The organism is Pantoea sp. Ap-967, assembly GCF_011752565.1.
Taxonomy (GTDB): Bacteria; Pseudomonadota; Gammaproteobacteria; order Pseudomonadales; family Pseudomonadaceae; genus Aquipseudomonas.
In genome coordinates this window covers 1-16,466 of record NZ_VWXK01000029.1, presented here as the reverse complement: position 1 = coordinate 16,466, position 16,466 = coordinate 1, and the positions used below count along the sequence as shown (strand labels likewise).

At 65.1% G+C, this 16,466-nt stretch carries 17 protein-coding genes; 8 read left to right on the top strand and 9 right to left on the bottom strand.

Translation table 11 applies throughout. The annotated features are described in order from the left end of the window. The first annotated feature begins 21 nt into the window (after positions 1-21). Positions 22-693 carry a TIGR02466 family protein gene (locus F3J45_RS23645; protein WP_205300657.1) on the top strand — a complete coding sequence of 224 codons (672 nt, stop codon included), beginning with the start codon at positions 22-24 and terminating at the stop codon, positions 691-693. Positions 694-697: 4 nt separating this feature from the next. Here F3J45_RS23645 and F3J45_RS23640 read toward each other — a convergent pair whose 3' ends face one another. Further along, the gene (locus tag F3J45_RS23640; RefSeq protein WP_167068760.1) at positions 698-1,339 is read right to left on the bottom strand and encodes a DUF1109 domain-containing protein; all 642 of its coding nucleotides are present in this window, start codon (positions 1,337-1,339) and stop codon (positions 698-700) included. Then, a complete protein-coding gene (locus tag F3J45_RS23635) occupies positions 1,326-1,913 on the bottom strand; it encodes a sigma-70 family RNA polymerase sigma factor (protein ID WP_167068757.1) in 588 nt (195 codons plus the stop codon). The genes F3J45_RS23640 and F3J45_RS23635 overlap by 14 nt, the downstream gene beginning before the upstream one ends. 217 nt (positions 1,914-2,130) lie before the next feature. Here F3J45_RS23635 and F3J45_RS23630 point away from each other — a divergent pair, with 217 nt between their 5' ends. From F3J45_RS23630 to F3J45_RS23610, 5 genes are all read left to right on the top strand, one after another. After that, positions 2,131-2,418, top strand: a complete 288-nt coding sequence (locus F3J45_RS23630) for a DUF2282 domain-containing protein (RefSeq protein WP_167068754.1) — start codon at positions 2,131-2,133, stop codon at positions 2,416-2,418. A 16-nt stretch (positions 2,419-2,434) separates the two neighbouring features. Continuing rightward, a complete protein-coding gene (locus tag F3J45_RS23625) occupies positions 2,435-3,268 on the top strand; it encodes a DUF692 domain-containing protein (protein WP_167068751.1) in 834 nt (277 codons plus the stop codon). After that, entirely contained in the window at positions 3,265-4,020 is a 756-nt protein-coding gene (locus tag F3J45_RS23620) for a DNA-binding domain-containing protein (RefSeq protein ID WP_167068748.1), read from the top strand. Before F3J45_RS23625 ends, F3J45_RS23620 begins: the two co-directional genes overlap by 4 nt. A gap of 10 nt (positions 4,021-4,030) precedes the next feature. Further along, positions 4,031-4,498: a DoxX family protein gene (locus F3J45_RS23615; RefSeq protein ID WP_167068745.1), complete on the top strand. Its 468-nt coding sequence runs from the start codon at positions 4,031-4,033 to the stop codon at positions 4,496-4,498. Positions 4,499-4,621: 123 nt separating this feature from the next. Continuing rightward, positions 4,622-5,140 (top strand): ProQ/FinO family protein, encoded by a 519-nt coding sequence (locus F3J45_RS23610; RefSeq protein ID WP_167068741.1) that lies wholly within the window; start codon positions 4,622-4,624, stop codon positions 5,138-5,140. 17 nt (positions 5,141-5,157) lie between these two features. Here F3J45_RS23610 and F3J45_RS23605 read toward each other — a convergent pair whose 3' ends face one another. The 4 genes from F3J45_RS23605 to F3J45_RS23590 form a co-directional block, all read right to left on the bottom strand. After that, positions 5,158-6,228, bottom strand: coding sequence for an alpha-hydroxy acid oxidase (locus tag F3J45_RS23605; protein WP_205300656.1), 1,071 nt, complete (start codon positions 6,226-6,228; stop codon positions 5,158-5,160). A gap of 28 nt (positions 6,229-6,256) precedes the next feature. Beyond that, positions 6,257-8,746, bottom strand: a complete 2,490-nt coding sequence (locus tag F3J45_RS23600; RefSeq protein WP_167068735.1) for a TonB-dependent siderophore receptor — start codon at positions 8,744-8,746, stop codon at positions 6,257-6,259. 393 nt (positions 8,747-9,139) lie between these two features. After that, on the bottom strand, positions 9,140-9,400 hold the full coding sequence (locus F3J45_RS23595; RefSeq protein ID WP_205300655.1) for a hypothetical protein: 261 nt from the start codon (positions 9,398-9,400) through the stop codon (positions 9,140-9,142). 5 nt (positions 9,401-9,405) lie between these two features. Continuing rightward, positions 9,406-9,834 (bottom strand): helix-turn-helix domain-containing protein, encoded by a 429-nt coding sequence (locus tag F3J45_RS23590; protein ID WP_370526460.1) that lies wholly within the window; start codon positions 9,832-9,834, stop codon positions 9,406-9,408. Between the two features lie 250 nt (positions 9,835-10,084). On the opposite strand from F3J45_RS23590, the gene F3J45_RS23585 reads away from it, so the two are divergent. Then, a complete protein-coding gene (locus F3J45_RS23585; protein ID WP_167068732.1) occupies positions 10,085-11,146 on the top strand; it encodes an aromatic ring-hydroxylating dioxygenase subunit alpha in 1,062 nt (353 codons plus the stop codon). A 56-nt stretch (positions 11,147-11,202) separates the two neighbouring features. Continuing rightward, positions 11,203-12,153, top strand: coding sequence for a PDR/VanB family oxidoreductase (locus tag F3J45_RS23580; protein WP_167068729.1), 951 nt, complete (start codon positions 11,203-11,205; stop codon positions 12,151-12,153). Between the two features lie 5 nt (positions 12,154-12,158). Here the strand turns inward: F3J45_RS23580 and F3J45_RS23575 are convergent, their stop codons facing one another. The 3 genes from F3J45_RS23575 to F3J45_RS23565 form a co-directional block, all read right to left on the bottom strand. After that, entirely contained in the window at positions 12,159-12,872 is a 714-nt protein-coding gene (locus F3J45_RS23575) for a GntR family transcriptional regulator (RefSeq protein ID WP_167068726.1), read from the bottom strand. A 74-nt stretch (positions 12,873-12,946) separates the two neighbouring features. Continuing rightward, positions 12,947-14,203, bottom strand: a complete 1,257-nt coding sequence (locus F3J45_RS23570; protein ID WP_167068723.1) for an OprD family porin — start codon at positions 14,201-14,203, stop codon at positions 12,947-12,949. Between the two features lie 65 nt (positions 14,204-14,268). Continuing rightward, positions 14,269-15,603, bottom strand: coding sequence for an MFS transporter (locus tag F3J45_RS23565; RefSeq protein WP_167068720.1), 1,335 nt, complete (start codon positions 15,601-15,603; stop codon positions 14,269-14,271). Between the last annotated feature and the right edge of the window lie 863 nt (positions 15,604-16,466).

Here is a 16,466-nt window from a genome sequence, read left to right as displayed (position 1 = left end):
CCCAGTGACTGGAGGGACCTGATGAACGCACCCATGCCGCAACCCACCCTGCTGGACCCGGATGCCATCCAGATCCGCCACCTGTTCGTCACCCCCATCGCCAGCGTCGTCCACCCCGATGCCCAGTCCCTGAACCGTCAGCTGCACGAGGTGATTACCCAGCGCATGGCCGTAGACCCAGGCACCTCGCACAGCAACCAGGGCGGCTGGCAGTCGCCGGCCGACTTCAGCCAGTGGGGCGGCGAGCCCGCCCAGGCGTTGCTGGCCTTCGGCCTGGCCCTGGCCAACCAGCTTACCGCCGTCTACAGCGCCGAGCATGGCCTGGTCGAGCCCACCTTCACCTGGCGGCACTCGGCATGGGCCAACGTCAATCACCCAGGCGATTCCAACCACCTGCACGGCCACCCGGGCGCCTACTGGTCCGGGGTGTACTGGGTGGATGACGGCGGCCGCCAGGAGGACCCTGCGGTGGGCGGCGACCTGGAGTTCCCAGACCCACGCGGCATGATGCCCTCGGTCTACAGCCCGGACCTGAGAATGCGCATCGAAGGCTGCCTGACCGCCGGCTACAGCTCCAGCGTGGCCCCGGCCACGGGCACCTTTGTCATGTTTCCCTCATGGCTGATGCATTCGGTGCAGCGCTTCAACGGCACCCGGCCACGTATCTCGGTGGCGTTCAATTTCGGTATTTAAGGCATCACCAGCGCAACAGGCGCGGGCCTAGCCACGCCCCGAGCGCGGTGGGCAGCAACATGCCCAGCACATACCACAGCCCCCAGAATGGCACGCCCATTTCCGGGCAGTGCAGGCAGTAGGCCACGGTCGCCGTGGCACCGGCCAGCAGGCCGCCGGCAGCGCCTGCCTGGCGCAGGCGGGTCGGTGCCAGGCCGCGCAGGGCCCAGAACACGCTGACCATGCCCGGTAGCGAGAGCAACGTGATGTTCAGCGCACAGGTGCGCCAGGTACGGCCCAGCAGCAGGTCGGCGCGTGCATCCAGGGGGGCGGCGGCCAGGCTGAGCGCCGCGCCCACCCACAACAGCAGCAACGGCAGGCCCAGCAGCCCCCAGGCCACGCCCGCGCGTGCCCCCGGCCTGGCAAGGCGCAGGGTCAGCCACAGCCCCAGCGCAGCCAGGCTGGTGGGCAGCGCCACCTTGGCCCAGAACAGCCCGGTGCGTGCCACCTCGGCCAGGTCGCTGCGCAGGCCATAAAGGGCCAGGGTCATGAACACGGCCGCAAGCAAGGCCAGCAGCAGTGCCAACCCCAGGCGCCGGGCTGGCAGGTGGCGCGGCACCGGGCCTTCGCCGGCGGCCAGCAGGCTGATCAGCTCATCGGTCTTCATCGTCGCTTCTACCTCCCAGCAGCTTGGCCAAGGCTTTCAGGCCGCGGTGGATACCCACTTTCACCGCCGAACTGGAAAGCCCCGTCAGGTGCGCGGTTTCTTCCACCGACAAGCCCTCCAGTTTGACGTGCACGATCGGCAGCCGTTGGCGCGCTGGCAACTGCCCCAACAGCCTGGCCAGGTCACGGCTGGCTTCGGCCGGCTCGGCGTCGCTGGCGGCGAACAATTCGCTGTCGTCTTCCAGCACGGTGTGCCGCGCTTCATGCCGCGACCAACTGCGCAGGTGGTCGGCCAGCTTGTAGCGGGCAATCGCCTGCACCCAGGCGGTCAGGGGCTGCTGCGCCTGGTAGGTGTGCCGCGCATTGTGCACGGCCAGCAGCACCTCTTGCACCAGATCCTCGACCTCGGCAGGCCGCCGGGTCAAGCGCCGCCGCAAAAACGCGCGGATGTGCAGCGCCAGGGCCGCGAGAAACGCCCGGTAGGCCTGGGCGTCGCCAGCCAGCCCACGCAGCAGCAAGGCTTGTAGCTGGGATTCGCGCGCATCGAGCGCTGCCTGTGAGTCAGTTCGCTGCATGGGCCGCCTGGGTTACACCGTCGGTGCATTTACTGTGAGCCAACCGTCGGCGGCGCAGGCCGATCAACCCTGCACCCCTGGCTTGAAACGTTAGGCGGCCAACGCCGGGTGAACAAAGATTTTTTTCTTGCCCCTGTAACCCGGGCCGTAACTGCCGCGAACTACTGCATGAGCCGCCGGTAAATACGCCGCGGCCTTACCCTCAGGAGTCCACCACATGAAAACCCTCGCCCTCGCCACCGCCGCCCTGGCCCTCGCTTCGCTGGCAAACGCGGCCCTGGCGGCTACCCCCTCCCAGCCAGCCGGCAGTGGTGCCGTCATGGAGAAATGCTATGGCGTCGCCATGGCCGGCAAGAACGATTGCAAGGCAGGCGCAGGCACCACCTGTGCGGGCTCGGCGAAAAAAGACTACGACGGCATGCACTGGAAAAACGTCCCGGCCGGCACCTGCACCTCGATCAAGACCCCAACCGGCATGGGTTCATTGACCCCTATCCAGTCCTGAACAGGGGAAGCCGACCATGAATGGCCAAGCAGCGCTGGGCGCCGGGGTCGGGCTCAAGGCCGAGCACTACGCCCAGGCGCTGGCCTGTGGCGCCGAAGGGCTCTGGTTCGAGGTGCACCCGGAGAACTACATGGTCGGCGGCCCGCGCCTGGCCTGGTTGTTGCGCATTGCCGAGCACCATCCGCTGTCGTTGCACGGTGTCGCGTTGTCGCTGGCGGCCGATGCCGAACCGGACCGGCTGCATCTGCAACGCCTGCGCGCATTGGTTGACCAGGCCGGGCCAGTGCTGGTGTCCGAGCACCTGGCCTGGTCGACCTGGCGCGGCGCCTATCACCCCGACCTGCTGCCGTTTCCCCGCACAGGCGAGGCCTTGCGCCGCATCAGCCGCAATATCCAGATCAGCCAGGAGGCACTGGGGCGGCCCATCGCCATCGAAAACCCCAGCCACTACCTGCAACTGCAGGGGCATGACTGGGACGAAATCGACTTCCTCGAAGCGCTGGCCCGGCGCACCGGGTGCGGTTTGTTGCTGGACATCAATAACGTCCATGTCAGCGCACACAACCTGGGCTTCGACGCCATCGACTACCTGGAGCGCTTTCCAGCCTGGGCTATCAGCGAGGTGCACCTGGCCGGTTACAGCCACGACGACCAGGCGTGCCTGCTGATCGACTCCCACGATGCGCCCGTCGCCGAACCGGTCTGGGCGCTTTACCGGCGCCTGATCGCGCGGGTGGGCCCGCGCCCGACACTGGTCGAGCGCGATGGCCATGTTCCGCCATGGGCGCAATTGCTGAATGAGCGCGACAGGGCCCAGGCAACCCTCAATGCCGTTGAGGTGCTGCGATGAAACTGACCCTCAGCCAGTTCCAGGACGCTTTCGCCCTGGCCCTGCAGGGGCGCCCGGCCCCGCAGCTGGCAGCGCTCACCGAGCAGCCGGCGTTCGCGGTGTACCGCAACACCGTCATGGCTGGTTGCGTGGACGCCCTGTGCGCCAATTTCCCCAGCGTCCTGACCTTGGTCGGGCGCCCGTGGATGGAGGCTGCCGCAGTGGCCTACGTGCGCCAGGCACTGCCCGACGACCCGCGGCTGGTGCTGTATGGCAGCGCCTTCGCCGACCTGCTCGCGCGCCTGCAAGGCGAGCATGGCCTGCCGTACCTGGCCGAAGTGGCCCGGCTGGATGCCTTGTGGAACGAGGCATTCTGCGCGCTGGATGCGCCGTGCCTCGACCTTCGAGCGCTCGCCGGCATGGCCACCTGTGACCTTGCCCGCAGCGTGCTTTGCCCACGTGGCAACGCCCGCTGGCACTGGTGCGAGGCACATCCGGCCTACAGCCTCTGGCGCTGCGGCCGCGAGCAACTGGCCTGGCAGCACGATCAGCCTTGGGGCGGCGAAGGCGTGCTGTTCGTCGCAGGCCCAGAGGGTGTTGGCCATCAGCCGCTGGAGAAGGGCGGTTGCGCCTTCCTGCAGGCCTGCGCCGCCGGGCAGCCCCTGGAACAAGCCTCACAGCATGCGTACCACGCCCAACCCGACCTGGACTTCACCGACCTGCTGGCCCGCCTAGTCGGCGCCCGGGTCTTTCTTTCGCTGAACGTTCACTGAGGAAACCACCATGGACCGCGTCCACACCACCCCCCGGGGGTTCAACCTGCGCCACACCTGGAATCGGCTTGCCGATGCCGTGCAACGGCACGTGGGTGACAGCGTGCTGTGCCTGGTTGCCCGGTTCGGGATCGCGTCGGTGTTTTTCCTTTCCGGGCGAACCAAGGTCGAGGGCCTGCTGACGATCACACCGTCCACCTACGAGCTGTTTCGCACCGAGTATGCCTTGCCGCTGCTGTCGCCCTGGCTGGCGGCGCACCTGGCCACCTATTCCGAGCATCTGTTTTCGCTGCTGTTGGTACTCGGCCTGATGACCCGGTTGTCAGCCCTGGCGTTGCTGGGCATGACCACGGTGATCGAAGTGTTCGTCTACCCCGATGCATGGCCCACCCACCTGACCTGGGCCGGCCTGCTGCTGTTGCTGATCGCCAGGGGGGCGGGTGCGTGGTCGCTGGACCACCTGTTCAAGGTGCGCTGATGGGGCTCCCCAGCTGGCTCGGCAGGGCCAAAAAAGGGCGATTTATCCACTTTCAGCTGCTCCCGAGGGCTACATGGATTATCCTTGCGCCACGCAATCAACTTCAAAGCAGTGAATCGAACAATGGGTTTTGAACAACTAGCTGGGCTTCGTGACCGCCTGCGGGCTGAAAAAGAGCAGGCAAAGGCGGAAAGTGCGCCACGCCCCAAACGCAAGGCCGCACCCCAGGCCAAGCCGCGTGAGCAGGATCCGGCAGTAGCGGCGATCTGGCCGCTGCAGAAGCACTTCCCCTTGGCCTTCCCGGTCAACCCGGCCCCGAAAGTGCCGCTCAAGGAAGGCATCTTCAAGGACGCCGAGCAACACCTGGAGCTGCTGGGCATCACCCGCGAACAGCTCAAGCTGGGTATCTCCACCTGGTGCCGTGGCGCCCGCTACTGGGCCAGCATGGTCGAGGACGCCCCGCGCCTGGACCTCAACGGCCAGCCAGCAGGCGTCGTCACCGCCGCCCAGGCGCTGCATGCCAAACAACAGGCCGGCCGCCAGCGCAGCCAGGACCGCCGCAACCGTGCCAAGGCCAAGGCGCCTGCTGCAGCGCCCGTTGCCGAGGCTACCGAGGCCGCCGCTGAACCCGCCGCGCAGTAAGCCTGCACGCTGATCCGCTAACGGTTGCCGGCCAGTGGGCCGTGCAACAGGGGCGTGTCGCGGATGTTCGCAAGCGTGGCGCAACCTGACAGTTGCATGACCACGCGCAGTTCCGTTTCGAGCTGTTCGAGCACCGCGCGCACGCCTTGCCAGCCATCGAGCGCCAGGCCATAGAGGATCGGCCGCCCGACCGCCACCAGGTCGGCGCCGGCGGCAATCGCCTTGAACACATCCAGGCCACGACGGATGCCACTGTCGAAAATCAGCGGCACCCGGCCGCGCACCTCGGCGGCTACCCGCTGCAGTGAGTCGAAAGCCGCTGGCGAGCCATCCAGTTGGCGACCACCGTGGTTGGACACCTGAATGCCCTCCACGCCATGCTGCAGCAGCGCTCGGGCATCCGCCGCCGTGGTAACGCCCTTGACCACCAGCGGCAACCCACCACTGTGCTCGCGCACGAAGTCCAGGCTGGCAAGGCCGATGCTGCTGTCAAAACTCAGGTCCAACGGCAGGCGGCGGCCCTGGGGGTCGAGAAAGTTGCCGGGTGTGGGCAAGCGCAGGTTGTTGCGCAGATCATGCTCCCGGTTGCCCCCCACGGTGACGTCCGCCGTCAGCACAATCGCCTTGTAGCCCGCCGCCTTGGCCCGTTGCAGCAGTTCGCGGTTGAAGCCGCTGTCGCGGGTCAGGTAACACTGGAACCACTTGTCACCTGGGCTGGCCGCGGCAATCTGCTCAAGGCTCTGGGTGGCTACCGTACTCACGCCCAGCAGCGTGCCAAAGGCCTCGGCACCCCGCGCCGTGGCAGATTCCGCGTCGGCGTGCACCAGCCCGTGGGCGGCCATGGCACTGACCATGATCGGCGCCCGGGCCTGGCTGCCGAGGATCTGGGTGTCCAGGCTTTGCACCACCGTGCCGCTGAGAATGCGCTGGTCGACGAAGACCCGGGAGAAGGCGGTACGGTTCTCGCGCAAGGTTTGCTCATCGCCGGCGCCTCGGGCGATGTAGTCCAGGGCCGGCTGGGCGATCACCTTCGCCGCCAGCGCTTCCAGCTCCAGCAGGTTGAAGAAAGGTGGGGAAGGTCGTTGCATTGGAAGGCTTCCACGGCAAGGCAGCAGGTTAGAAGTCATAGGCCAGCTTGGTGTACCAGAAGCCGCCACCGGGGTGGAACGGCGGGGTGCCGTAGTTGTACTTGTAGGCTGCCTGAGTGATGCCATTGTTGTCGGGGCGCACATTGAAGATGTTGGTGCCGCCAACGCTGAGCGTCAGGCTGTCGAACAGCAGGTACGAGAGGTCCAGGTCGGTGATCCACTTGGCGCCGAAGCTGCGGTCGTTGGCGGCGTTCTGCTGCCAGGTTTCGACCTTGCCATAGCGGGTGGTCTGCAGGTTGGCGGCGAAGTTGCCCAGCGTCCAGTTGGCCCCCAGTATCCATTTGCTGCGCGGCGTTGCGGCCACCAGCAAGCCCTCGGCGGCATGGCCGACCACGCTTACGCCGGCGTTCTGCAGCGCAGCCGGCGTGCCGCGGCTGCCCTCGACCGTGGTCTTGTTGTAGTTGAACGCCGCGCTCCAGCGCACATCGCCCCAGGCGCCGTATTGGCTGCGGTGGTCCGCCACCAAATCGATGCCGCGGGTGCGGGTGTCGAAGGCGTTGGTGTAGTAGCTGACCCAGGTATTGCGCGCCACCCCCACCGATTCGAGGATGTCGCCGATGGCGCCGTTGCCGTTGCTGCGGTCATACAGGTTTTCGCTGAGCAGAATACGGTCGTCGATGTCGATCACGTAGGCGTCGGCGGTAAAGCTGGTGCGCGGTGCGGGCTGCCAGGTGATGCCAAGCCCGGCGTTGCGGGTTTTCTCAGGCTTCAGGTCCGAGGCACCGAGGGCCTGGGCCAGGGCGCTGTCGGGCGTTGCGGTGTAGCGCAGGGCCGGCACCGCGTTGCCGTTGGCATCGGCTGCCGTGCGGTTGTCGGACACGGTGTAGCCCAGCTGGGTCAGCGAGGGCGCGCGGAACCCTGAACCCAGTGTGCCGCGCACGGCCACCTGGTCGGTGATGGCGTAGCGCGAGTTGAGCTTGAAGCTGTAGGTGTTTTCCTTGATGTCGTCGTAGTGCTCGGCGCGCCCGGCAAGGCCCACGTACCACTTGGGCGTCAGGTCGAACCCAAGGTCCAGGTAGGCTGCAACGTTGTTGCGCTTGAGGTCCGCCTCGTCTTCCGGGCGGATGGCCAGCACGCCCTGGGCGCCGGTAGACGGTTGCGCCCCATTGGCGTTGTACAGCGCGCTGCCCACCGGGAAGGTGTAGGGGCCGACGCTGTAGGCGCGCGGGTCGTTGCCGGCAAAGGTCCTGAAGCGTTCCCAGCGGTGCTCCAGGCCAAGCGACACCTGGGTGGGAACCGCCACGCCGAACAGGCCATCGAAGGCGCGGGTGATGTCCAGGTTATTGACCCACTGCTCGAACTGCAGGGTGGCCAGGTCGTCCCATTTGGTGGGCGAGTCCGGGCCATAGGTGGGGTTGGCGGTCAGGTCGCTGGCGTGCTCGATCTTGTCGCGGCCATAGGTGGTGGAGAGGTCCCAGTCCCAGTTGGCTACGGTGCCTTTGCCGCCGAACAGGAATTGGTAGTCGGTGTCCTTGAGGTTGTTCAACGGGTAGTAGCCGTCTGGAAACAGCTCGGGAACCGACGCCGCGCCATTGGCCGCACGCAGCTGGTTGTTCGACTCGGTCTTGCGTTCGCCGTAGGTGGCGTAGGAATACAGCTTGAAATCGTCGGCCAGCGGTAACTCGGCGTTGTAGGCCAGGTTGAACGCCTTGAGGTCCGGGTCGCCGTTGCGGGTGCTGACATGGTCCCAGGCAGCCTGGCGGTCATTCTCGAAAAACGCCCGGACGCTGTCTGGCGATTTCCCCACCCAGGTGGCGGTGCCGCGCTTGCGGGCATCGGCCGACAGGTGCAGGAAGCCCCCATCGCCCAGGGTGAAGCCATGGTCGGCAGCGGTCTTGATGGTTTCCCCTTGGCCTGAGAACAGCTGGCCGTAGCTGGTTTCCACATGGCCGCCGGAGGCCGTGCGCTTGAGGATGATGTTGATCACCCCGGCGACGGCGTCCGAGCCGTACTGTGCGGCGGCGCTGTCCTTCAGCACCTCGATATGGTCGACGGCGCTGACCGGGATCATGTCGATGTCCACTGCGTTGGCGCCACTGGTGTCGATGTTGCCGTTGGCCGGGGCGGCGCCGTTATGGCGGCGTTTGCCGTCGACCAGCACCAGCGTGTAGGCCGGGCCCAGGCCGCGGTTGCTCAATGGCCGCACCTGGGAGTTGACCCCGGCGATGTTGGTGCCGAAGTTGAACGAGGGCAGCAATTTGGAGATGGCTTCGGAGAGTTCCGCACGGCCGGTCTTGAGCAGTTGTTCGCTGTTGATGATGTCGATTGGCGTGGGGCTGTCGGCCACGGTGCGCTGCTGGCCACGCAGGCCGGTGGAAATTACTGAAACGGTGTCCAGGCGCGTTTCTTCCGGCTCGGCGGCCTGGGCGGCCAGTGGCGGCAGCGCCAGGCAGGCGAGCAGGGTGGTCAAGCCTGAGCGCAGGGCAAACGGGGGGCGTGGCTGTTGGGAAGGCTGCATCTTGAAGTGCTCATCACGGGATTGGAGGGCGGGGCGATCGGGCGACCGCGTGGGCGCCTCAGCGTGATGAGGTGGCTTGGGTAAGAACCTAATCTTATATTTTTTGGCTGTAAAAGGCTTTTTTGTTCTAAGCTAATTATTAGTTTTTGGCATTTAGTTGATGTTTAAATATGCGTTATGTGGATTATTAGGGGCCTGGCCGGCATCTGCCTGTGCGACCGCATCGCGAGCTGCGCTCGCTCCTACCAGGGCTGTGCATGCCCTCGTTGCCCGTAAACGTGCCGCGATCCTTTGTAGGAGCGAGCGTAGCTCGCGATGGGCTGCGTAGCAGCCCCAGCGTTGTGAGCTGCGAAGCTGAAACCCTGGGGCCGCTGCGCGCCCCATCGCGGGCTCCTACCGGGGCGGCGCCTGCATGTAGCTCAGGGTCATCCGGCTAAGCGCCGCAATGCCCACCGACAAGGCGTGGTCATCCACCTGGAAGCCCGGCGAATGGGTTGGCCATACCGGCTTGTCCGCCAGTTGCGCCGGGGTCACGCCCATGCGCATGAACAGCCCCGGCACCTGCCGTGCGTACTCGGCGAAGTCGTCTGCCCCATAGGTTCCACTGTCCACCTTCACCGGTTGCGTGGACACCTGCTCCAGCACCGGCAGCATTCGCTCTACCAGTGCCGTGTCGTTGTACCCGGCGCGGTAATTTCCCGGCAGGTACTCCACCGTGGCACCGACAACGAGACGATCGCCGGGCGTTCGCCGATCACCCGCTGCAGCTCGATGGCGTAGGGCAGGGCCAGGCGGCGCAGGTTCAGGCGGTTCAAGTAGGCCGCCGAGTAGATCAGGCTTTCCGGGCCGATATGGTAGGTGGCGCCGCGGGACTCGATCAGCCCCCAGTAGGTGAGGGTCTTGAGCAGGCGGTGGATGGTGGAGCGCTCGATGCCGGTCTGCCGGGCCAGGTCCAGGGCACTGGCGCCGTGCTTGAGGTTGGCCAGGGTGCGCAGCAGGACGATCGAGCGGTCGATGACCTGAACGCGGCCGCCGGCATTGTCCTTGCCAATGGCTGCGGGTTGAGGGGCAGAAATTTCCTTCGTCACAGTGGTTTCCAGAACAGGGCAACAGGCGGTCGTCAAGGTTAGCCGCGATCCACGATCAGGTGAAGGCGGTAGGTGGCGATTATCGCGTAACGGCCCGGGCACGCGCCGGCATTGGCGCGCGCCCGGCGCGGCTCAGGGTATCACTTCACCCGGCAGTGTATTTTGTGGATCCATAGATTGCTCATTTATTGACATTTATGAGTCTTTAGCACATTAATGGATCCACAAAAACAAATAACAGGAGAGCTTCATGTATCCGAAAAATGCCTGGTATGTCGCCTGCACCGCTGATGAGATCACCGCCAAACCGTTGGGCCGGCAGATCTGTGGGGAAAAGATGGTGTTCTACCGCGGCCAGCAGAACCAGGTCTGCGCCGTGGAGGATTTCTGCCCGCATCGAGGCGCGCCGCTGTCGTTGGGTTATGTCGAGAACGGCAACCTTGTGTGTGGCTACCACGGCCTGGTCATGGGCTGCGACGGCAAGACCGTGGAAATGCCCGGGCAACGGGTGCGAGGCTTCCCGTGCAACAAGACCTACGCCATCCTCGAACGCTATGGCTTTATCTGGGTATGGCCCGGCGAGCAGGACAAGGCCGACCCGGCTGCCCTCTGCCACCTGGAGTGGGCCGAGAGTGACCAGTGGGCCTATGGCGGCGGGTTGTTCCACATCAACTGCGATTACCGGCTGATGATCGACAACCTGATGGACCTCACCCACGAAACCTACGTTCACGCCTCCAGCATCGGCCAGAAGGAAATCGACGAAGCAGCGCCGGCCACCACCGTACAAGGCGATGAAGTGGTCACTGCCCGGCACATGGAAAACATCATGGCCCCACCGTTCTGGCGCATGGCCCTGCGTGGCAACGGCCTGCCCGACGACGTGCCGGTGGACCGCTGGCAAATCTGCCGCTTCACCCCGCCAAGCCACGTACTGATCGAGGTGGGGGTGGCACTGGCCGGCAAGGGCGGTTACCACGCAGCGCCGGAGCACAAGGCGTCGAGCATCGTGGTCGACTTCATCACCCCAGAAACCGAAACCTCGATCTGGTACTTCTGGGGCATGGCGCGCAACTTCAACCCACAGGACCAGGCATTGACCGCCAGCATTCGCGAAGGCCAGGGCAAGATCTTCAGCGAAGACCTCGACATGCTGGAACAGCAGCAGGCGAACCTGCTGGCCAACCCCCAGCGCAACCTGCTCAAGCTCAACATCGACGCAGGCGGCGTGCAGTCGCGGCGCATTCTCGAGCGCCTGGTCGCCGCCGAGCAGGCCCCTGAACCGGCACGGCTGATCGCCAGCGTTCAATAACTCCCCTGTCGATGTACTGCACGGCCACTGCGGTGGCCGGCAATGGAAGGTGCGCCATGATTGAAGTTGTCGTGACATCCCGCAAGAACGAAGCCGAAGGCATCTGCAGTTACGAGTTGAGTTGTGCCCTGGGCAATCACCTGCCTGCCTTCACTGCCGGTGCGCATATCGATGTGCACTTGCCCGGTGGGCTGGTGCGCCAGTATTCCCTGTGCAACCACCCGCACGAGCGCCACCGCTACCTGATCGGCGTGCTCCACGACCCGGCCTCACGCGGTGGCTCGCGCTGCCTGCACGAGCAGGTCGAGGCGGGGCAGCGGTTGTCGATCAGTGAGCCGCGCAACCTCTTTGCGCTGGTGCCCAAGGCAGCACGCAGCGTGCTGTTTGCCGGAGGCATCGGCATCACACCCATCCTTTGCATGGCGGAGCAGCTGTGGTTGCAGGGTGATGACTTCGAGCTGCATTACTGCGTTCGCTCGGCGGACCGCGCGGCCTTTCTTGAACGCCTGGCCAGTGCGCCGTTCGCCAGCCGTGTGCAGCTGCACCTGGATGAACGTCCGGAAACCCGGCTAGATGCCGAGCGGGTGCTGGCTGCGCCAGGGCCGCAGGATCACCTGTACGTGTGTGGCCCCGGCGGCTTCATGCAACACGTGCTGGACAGCGCGCGCAGCCAGGGCTGGCCAGAGGCGCAGTTGCACAGGGAATACTTCGCGGCGGGGCCTGTGGACACGCGTAACGACGGTTCGTTCTCGGTGAAGCTGGGCAGCACCGGGCAAGTGTTCGAGGTCCCCGCAGACAAGACGGTGGTGCAGGTGCTGGAGAGCCACGGCGTGGCCATTGCCGTTTCCTGCGAGCAGGGCGTGTGCGGTACTTGCCTGACCGGTGTGCTCGAAGGTGTGCCCGAGCACCGTGACCTGTACCTCACCGAAGACGAGCAGGCGGCCAACGACCAGTTCACGCCGTGCTGCTCGCGGGCCAGAACCGGCATGTTGGTGCTGGACCTTTAAGGCGATCAGTCGCCCTTGGAAATGACCTTCACGCCTGCTGCCGCGCTGGCTGTGCCGAACACTTCGGCATAGCGCAGCGTGGCGTTGGCGTGTTCGCGCATGATGCTTTCGGCGCGTGCACCCTGGCGGTTGAGCAGGGCATCGACCAGCGAATGGTGTTGCATGTGGGCAAAGTTGAAGCGCCGGTATTCACGTTGCATGTCATCGCGGTCGAAGGCCAGCGCCGACACCGAGGCGAACGGGCGATGGTCGTTGCGTGCCAGTGCTTCGCTAATGGCCGGGTTGCCGCTGCCGGCCACGATCACCTGGTGGAAACGCACGTTGAGGTCGTGGAACAGCGCCAGGTCGTGTTCGGTGATATAACCCTTGTCGAACAGCGCGTCGCCTTCATCCAGGCAGCGCTTGAGCGTGGCCATGGCTTCGGGCGCCAGGCCGCGTTCAGCGCATTGGCGCGCCGCCAGGCCTTCGAGCACCCCGCGCACTTCGACAGCACCGGTGAGGTCTTCGACGCTCAAGGTGCGAACCTGGAAACCCTTGCCGCCATGGCGCACCAGCAGGCCTTCCTGTTCGAGGGTGCGAAAGGCCATGCGCACCGGCATGCGCGAAACGCCGAAGCGTTCGGCGGTGGGCACTTCCATCAGGCGCTCGCCGCCTGCCAGTTCACCTGAAGCGATCATCTTGCGTAGCGCGACCAGGATGGTCTGGCCGTGTTTGCTCATTGCGGGCGACCTCAAGAAAGAGGTCGCCATGGTAACGCACTGGGCACCAGCTGTGCAGCAAGCCTAGCGTCTGCTCAGAGTGCCAGGGGGTAACTGAGCACCAGGCGGGTCTGGTCGAAATCGCTGTTGAAACTGCGGCGGTTGGTGGCGTTGTTCAGGCGGATGCTCAAGTCGCGCAGGCTGCCGCTTTGCACGGTATAGGCAAGCTCGGTGTCGCGCTCCCATTCGCTGCCGCCACGCCCGGCCTGGGTGGTGGCGTTGCTGCCGCGGCCATAACGGGTCATCAGGGTCAGGCCAGGTATGCCGGCGGCGACGAAGTTGTAGTCGTAGCGCACCTGCCAGGAGCGTTCCTGGGCATTGCTGAAGTTGCCGTTGAACATGTCGTTGCCCAGGGTGCGGCCGCTGCTGCCGTATACCGACATCCAGCCATTGTCGCCACTGACCTTCTGCAGGCCGAGGTAGAAGGTATGGCCGCTGACGCTTGCCGAAAACAGCCCATAGGCGGTGCGGCTGTCGAGTGTACCCAGGCGTGCGCTGCCATCTTCCCGGTCGATGAAGTAACCGAGGTTGGCATTCAGGGTCCAGGCGCCGAGCGGTTGCCGGTGCTGGACGTTGAAATACTGTTGCCGGTAGAGGTCTTCAAGCTGGGCGTGCCAGATGCCGACCAGGGTGCGTTGCTCGTTGAAACGGTAGTCCAGGCCTTGGTAGTTGAAACCGTCCGCGGTGATGCCGGGGGCCGACCAGGCCGAGAGTGATTGCATATCGGACGAGTTGCGCAAGCTCACCGCCGTGATGCGCCCGGCCTGTACGGCCAGGCCGGGAACTTCCCGCGACACCAGAGCTGCACCGCGAAAGGTTTGCGGCAGCAACCGGCCATCGTCATAACGCAGCACCGGTACATCACTCAGCAGCTCGCCATAGCGCAGCTCGGTTGCCGAAAAACGTGCCTTGAGCGCCAACCCGGCGCGGCCATAGTCATCAGCACCGTGCCCGTCGTCATGGCGTGGCAGCAGGTCCGAGCCACTGCGGCCGGCGCCGCTGTCGAGCTTGACCCCGAGCATCGCAATGCCGTCCAGGCCCAGCCCCAGTGCCCCGGGGGTATAGCCGGATTCGGCCTTGAGGATAAACCCCTGGGCCAGCTCTTCGACCTTGTTCATGGCCGCGTTGGGGTCCTTGAAGTCGCGGTTGAAGTAATAGGTGCGCAGCTGCAGCGTCGCCTTGGCATCTTCGCTGAAGCCTTCGGCCTGGGTGCCGGTCGGGGCGAGCAGCAAGCCAAGCGAAAGCGCGCCGCCGAGTGCAGGTGCCCGGCAGGGAACAGACAGGATGTTCATTGTTGTTGTTTTCCTGGAAAGAAGAGGGCGGCGAGGCCTGGTTGGCCCCGCCCCGCGAACAGGCCTCAGGCCTGGGTCAGTGCCGGTGTTGGCTGCGCCTGGGCGCGCGGGATGAACAGCAGCAGCGCCGCTGCGACCACGAACACCATGGCAAACACGCCGTACAGGTGCAGGGGTTGCCAGCCGTCATCGAGCAACAGCCCCGCCACCGTGGGTGACAAGATGGCGCCGATACGGCCGATACCGATGCCCCAACCTACCCCCGTGGCGCGAACCGATGGCCCGTACAGCATTGGCGACAGGGCATAGAGCCCGGCGACGCACGCATTGGAAGCCAGGCCGATCAGCAGGCCCAGGGCCAGTGCCAGCACCACCGAGTTGGCGCTGCAGGCGAACAGCACCAGCAAGCCTGCGGTCACCAGCATGAACAGCGCGAGCACCGTGGACAGGCGCCAGCGCGAAGCCAGCAGGCCGATCAGTGCCGCGCCAACGATGCCGCCCACGCTCAGCAGCACGCCGCCGCTGACTCCCTGTTGTGCCGACAGACCAGCGGATACCAGCAGTTTCGGCGTCCAGCTCATGATGAAATAGAACCCGAACATCACCAGGAAGAACAGTGACCACAGCAGCAGGGTATTGCGCCGTGACGCGCCGCTGAGCAGTTGCACCAGCGCGCTTTGCTGCACCACGCCGGTGACCGGGCCCGAGGCCGGGAAGGCACCGGGTGCCGGTTGGCCGAGCTGGATGGCCAGGCGGTCGAGCTTGGCAACGCCATTGGCCGGGCGCCTGGCGAGCAGGAAGTCCAGCGATTCTGGCAAGTACAGCGCCACCACCGGCAGGGTTGCCAGGGTGATCCAGCCACCGACGCTGAACACCGAGCGCCAGCCGTAGTGCGTCAGCAGCCACACCGACAGCAAGCCGCCGAACGTAGCGCCCAGGGCGTAGCCGGTGGACTGCAGGCTCACCGCCAGGCCGCGCCAGCGGGCGTTGGCGTACTCGCTGGCAATCACGTTGCTGCTGGCCAGGATGCCGCCAATGCCCATGCCGGTCAGCGCCCGTAGCAGGGCCAGTTGCAAGGGCGTGTGGGTGTGGGCGGACAACAGCATGCCGACACCGGACACCATCAAGCAGGCCATGATCAACGGCCGCCGACCGAAGCGGTCCGCCCAGGGCGCGATGAACAACGAGCCGGCAGCCATGCCGAACAGCCCGGCGCTCAGCAGCATGCCGACCTGGGCGCCGTTCAGCCCCCATTCACTGGCGACCGAGGAGGCGGTGAATGCCATCACCAGCACATCGAAGCCGTCGATCATGTTCAACACGATGCACACCCCGATAGCCAGGAACTGAAACCCACGCATGGGTTGGTCATCGATCGCCTGTTTCAGGCTTCGGTTCATGGGTGCACCTCGCGGACGAGGTCAGGCAACGGGGGGGTGAGGGAGGCAGGGGCAGGCGGCCGTAGGTACACGGCGGAGCGCGGTTCGGACATGGAGGCACCTTGTTGTTTTTATAAGGGGCGGCTGGAGTGCCGCCCTTAGGTGCGATGGAAACTTTTGGGGATCCAAAAATCAATAGAGGTTGTTTTCAAAAAAGTGAGATGGAAACGCCTAATCGGTATTAATTACTAAATATGTGTTAAATATCAGTAATATAATGATTATTCTTGATAATTTTATTATGTTCGTTTATCGAACGCTTTCGTATAACTTAATTTTAGTGGATCCATAAAAGGACCTGTCGCGCCCTGAAGACCTGCGGCAAACCTGGTAGGAGCGAGCGCAGCTCGCGATCACCGGCAAGGCCGGTGCCAAACCCCCGCAGGGCTGCGATGCAGCCCATCGCGAGCTCTGCTCGCTCCTACCAGGCCAGCGTAAATCCTTGCCCCGATCCGGTAGGAGCGAGCGCAGCTCGCGATCACCGGCAAGGCCGGTGCCAAACCCCGCAGGGCTGCGATGCAGCCCATCGCGAGCTCTGCTCGCTCCTACCAGGCCAGCGTAAATCCTTGCCCCGATCCGGTAGGCGCGAGCACAGCTCGCGAACACCGGCAAGGCCGGTGCCAACCCCCCGCAGGGCTGCGATGCAGCCCATCGCGAGCTCTGCTCGCTCCTACCAGGCCAGCGTAAATCCTTGCCCCGATCCGGTAGGAGCGAGCGCAGCTCGCGAACACCGGCAAGGCCGGTGCCAAACCCCCGCAGGGCTGCGATGCAGCCCATCGCGAGCTCTGCTCGCTCCTACCAGGCCAGCGTAAATCCTTGCCCCG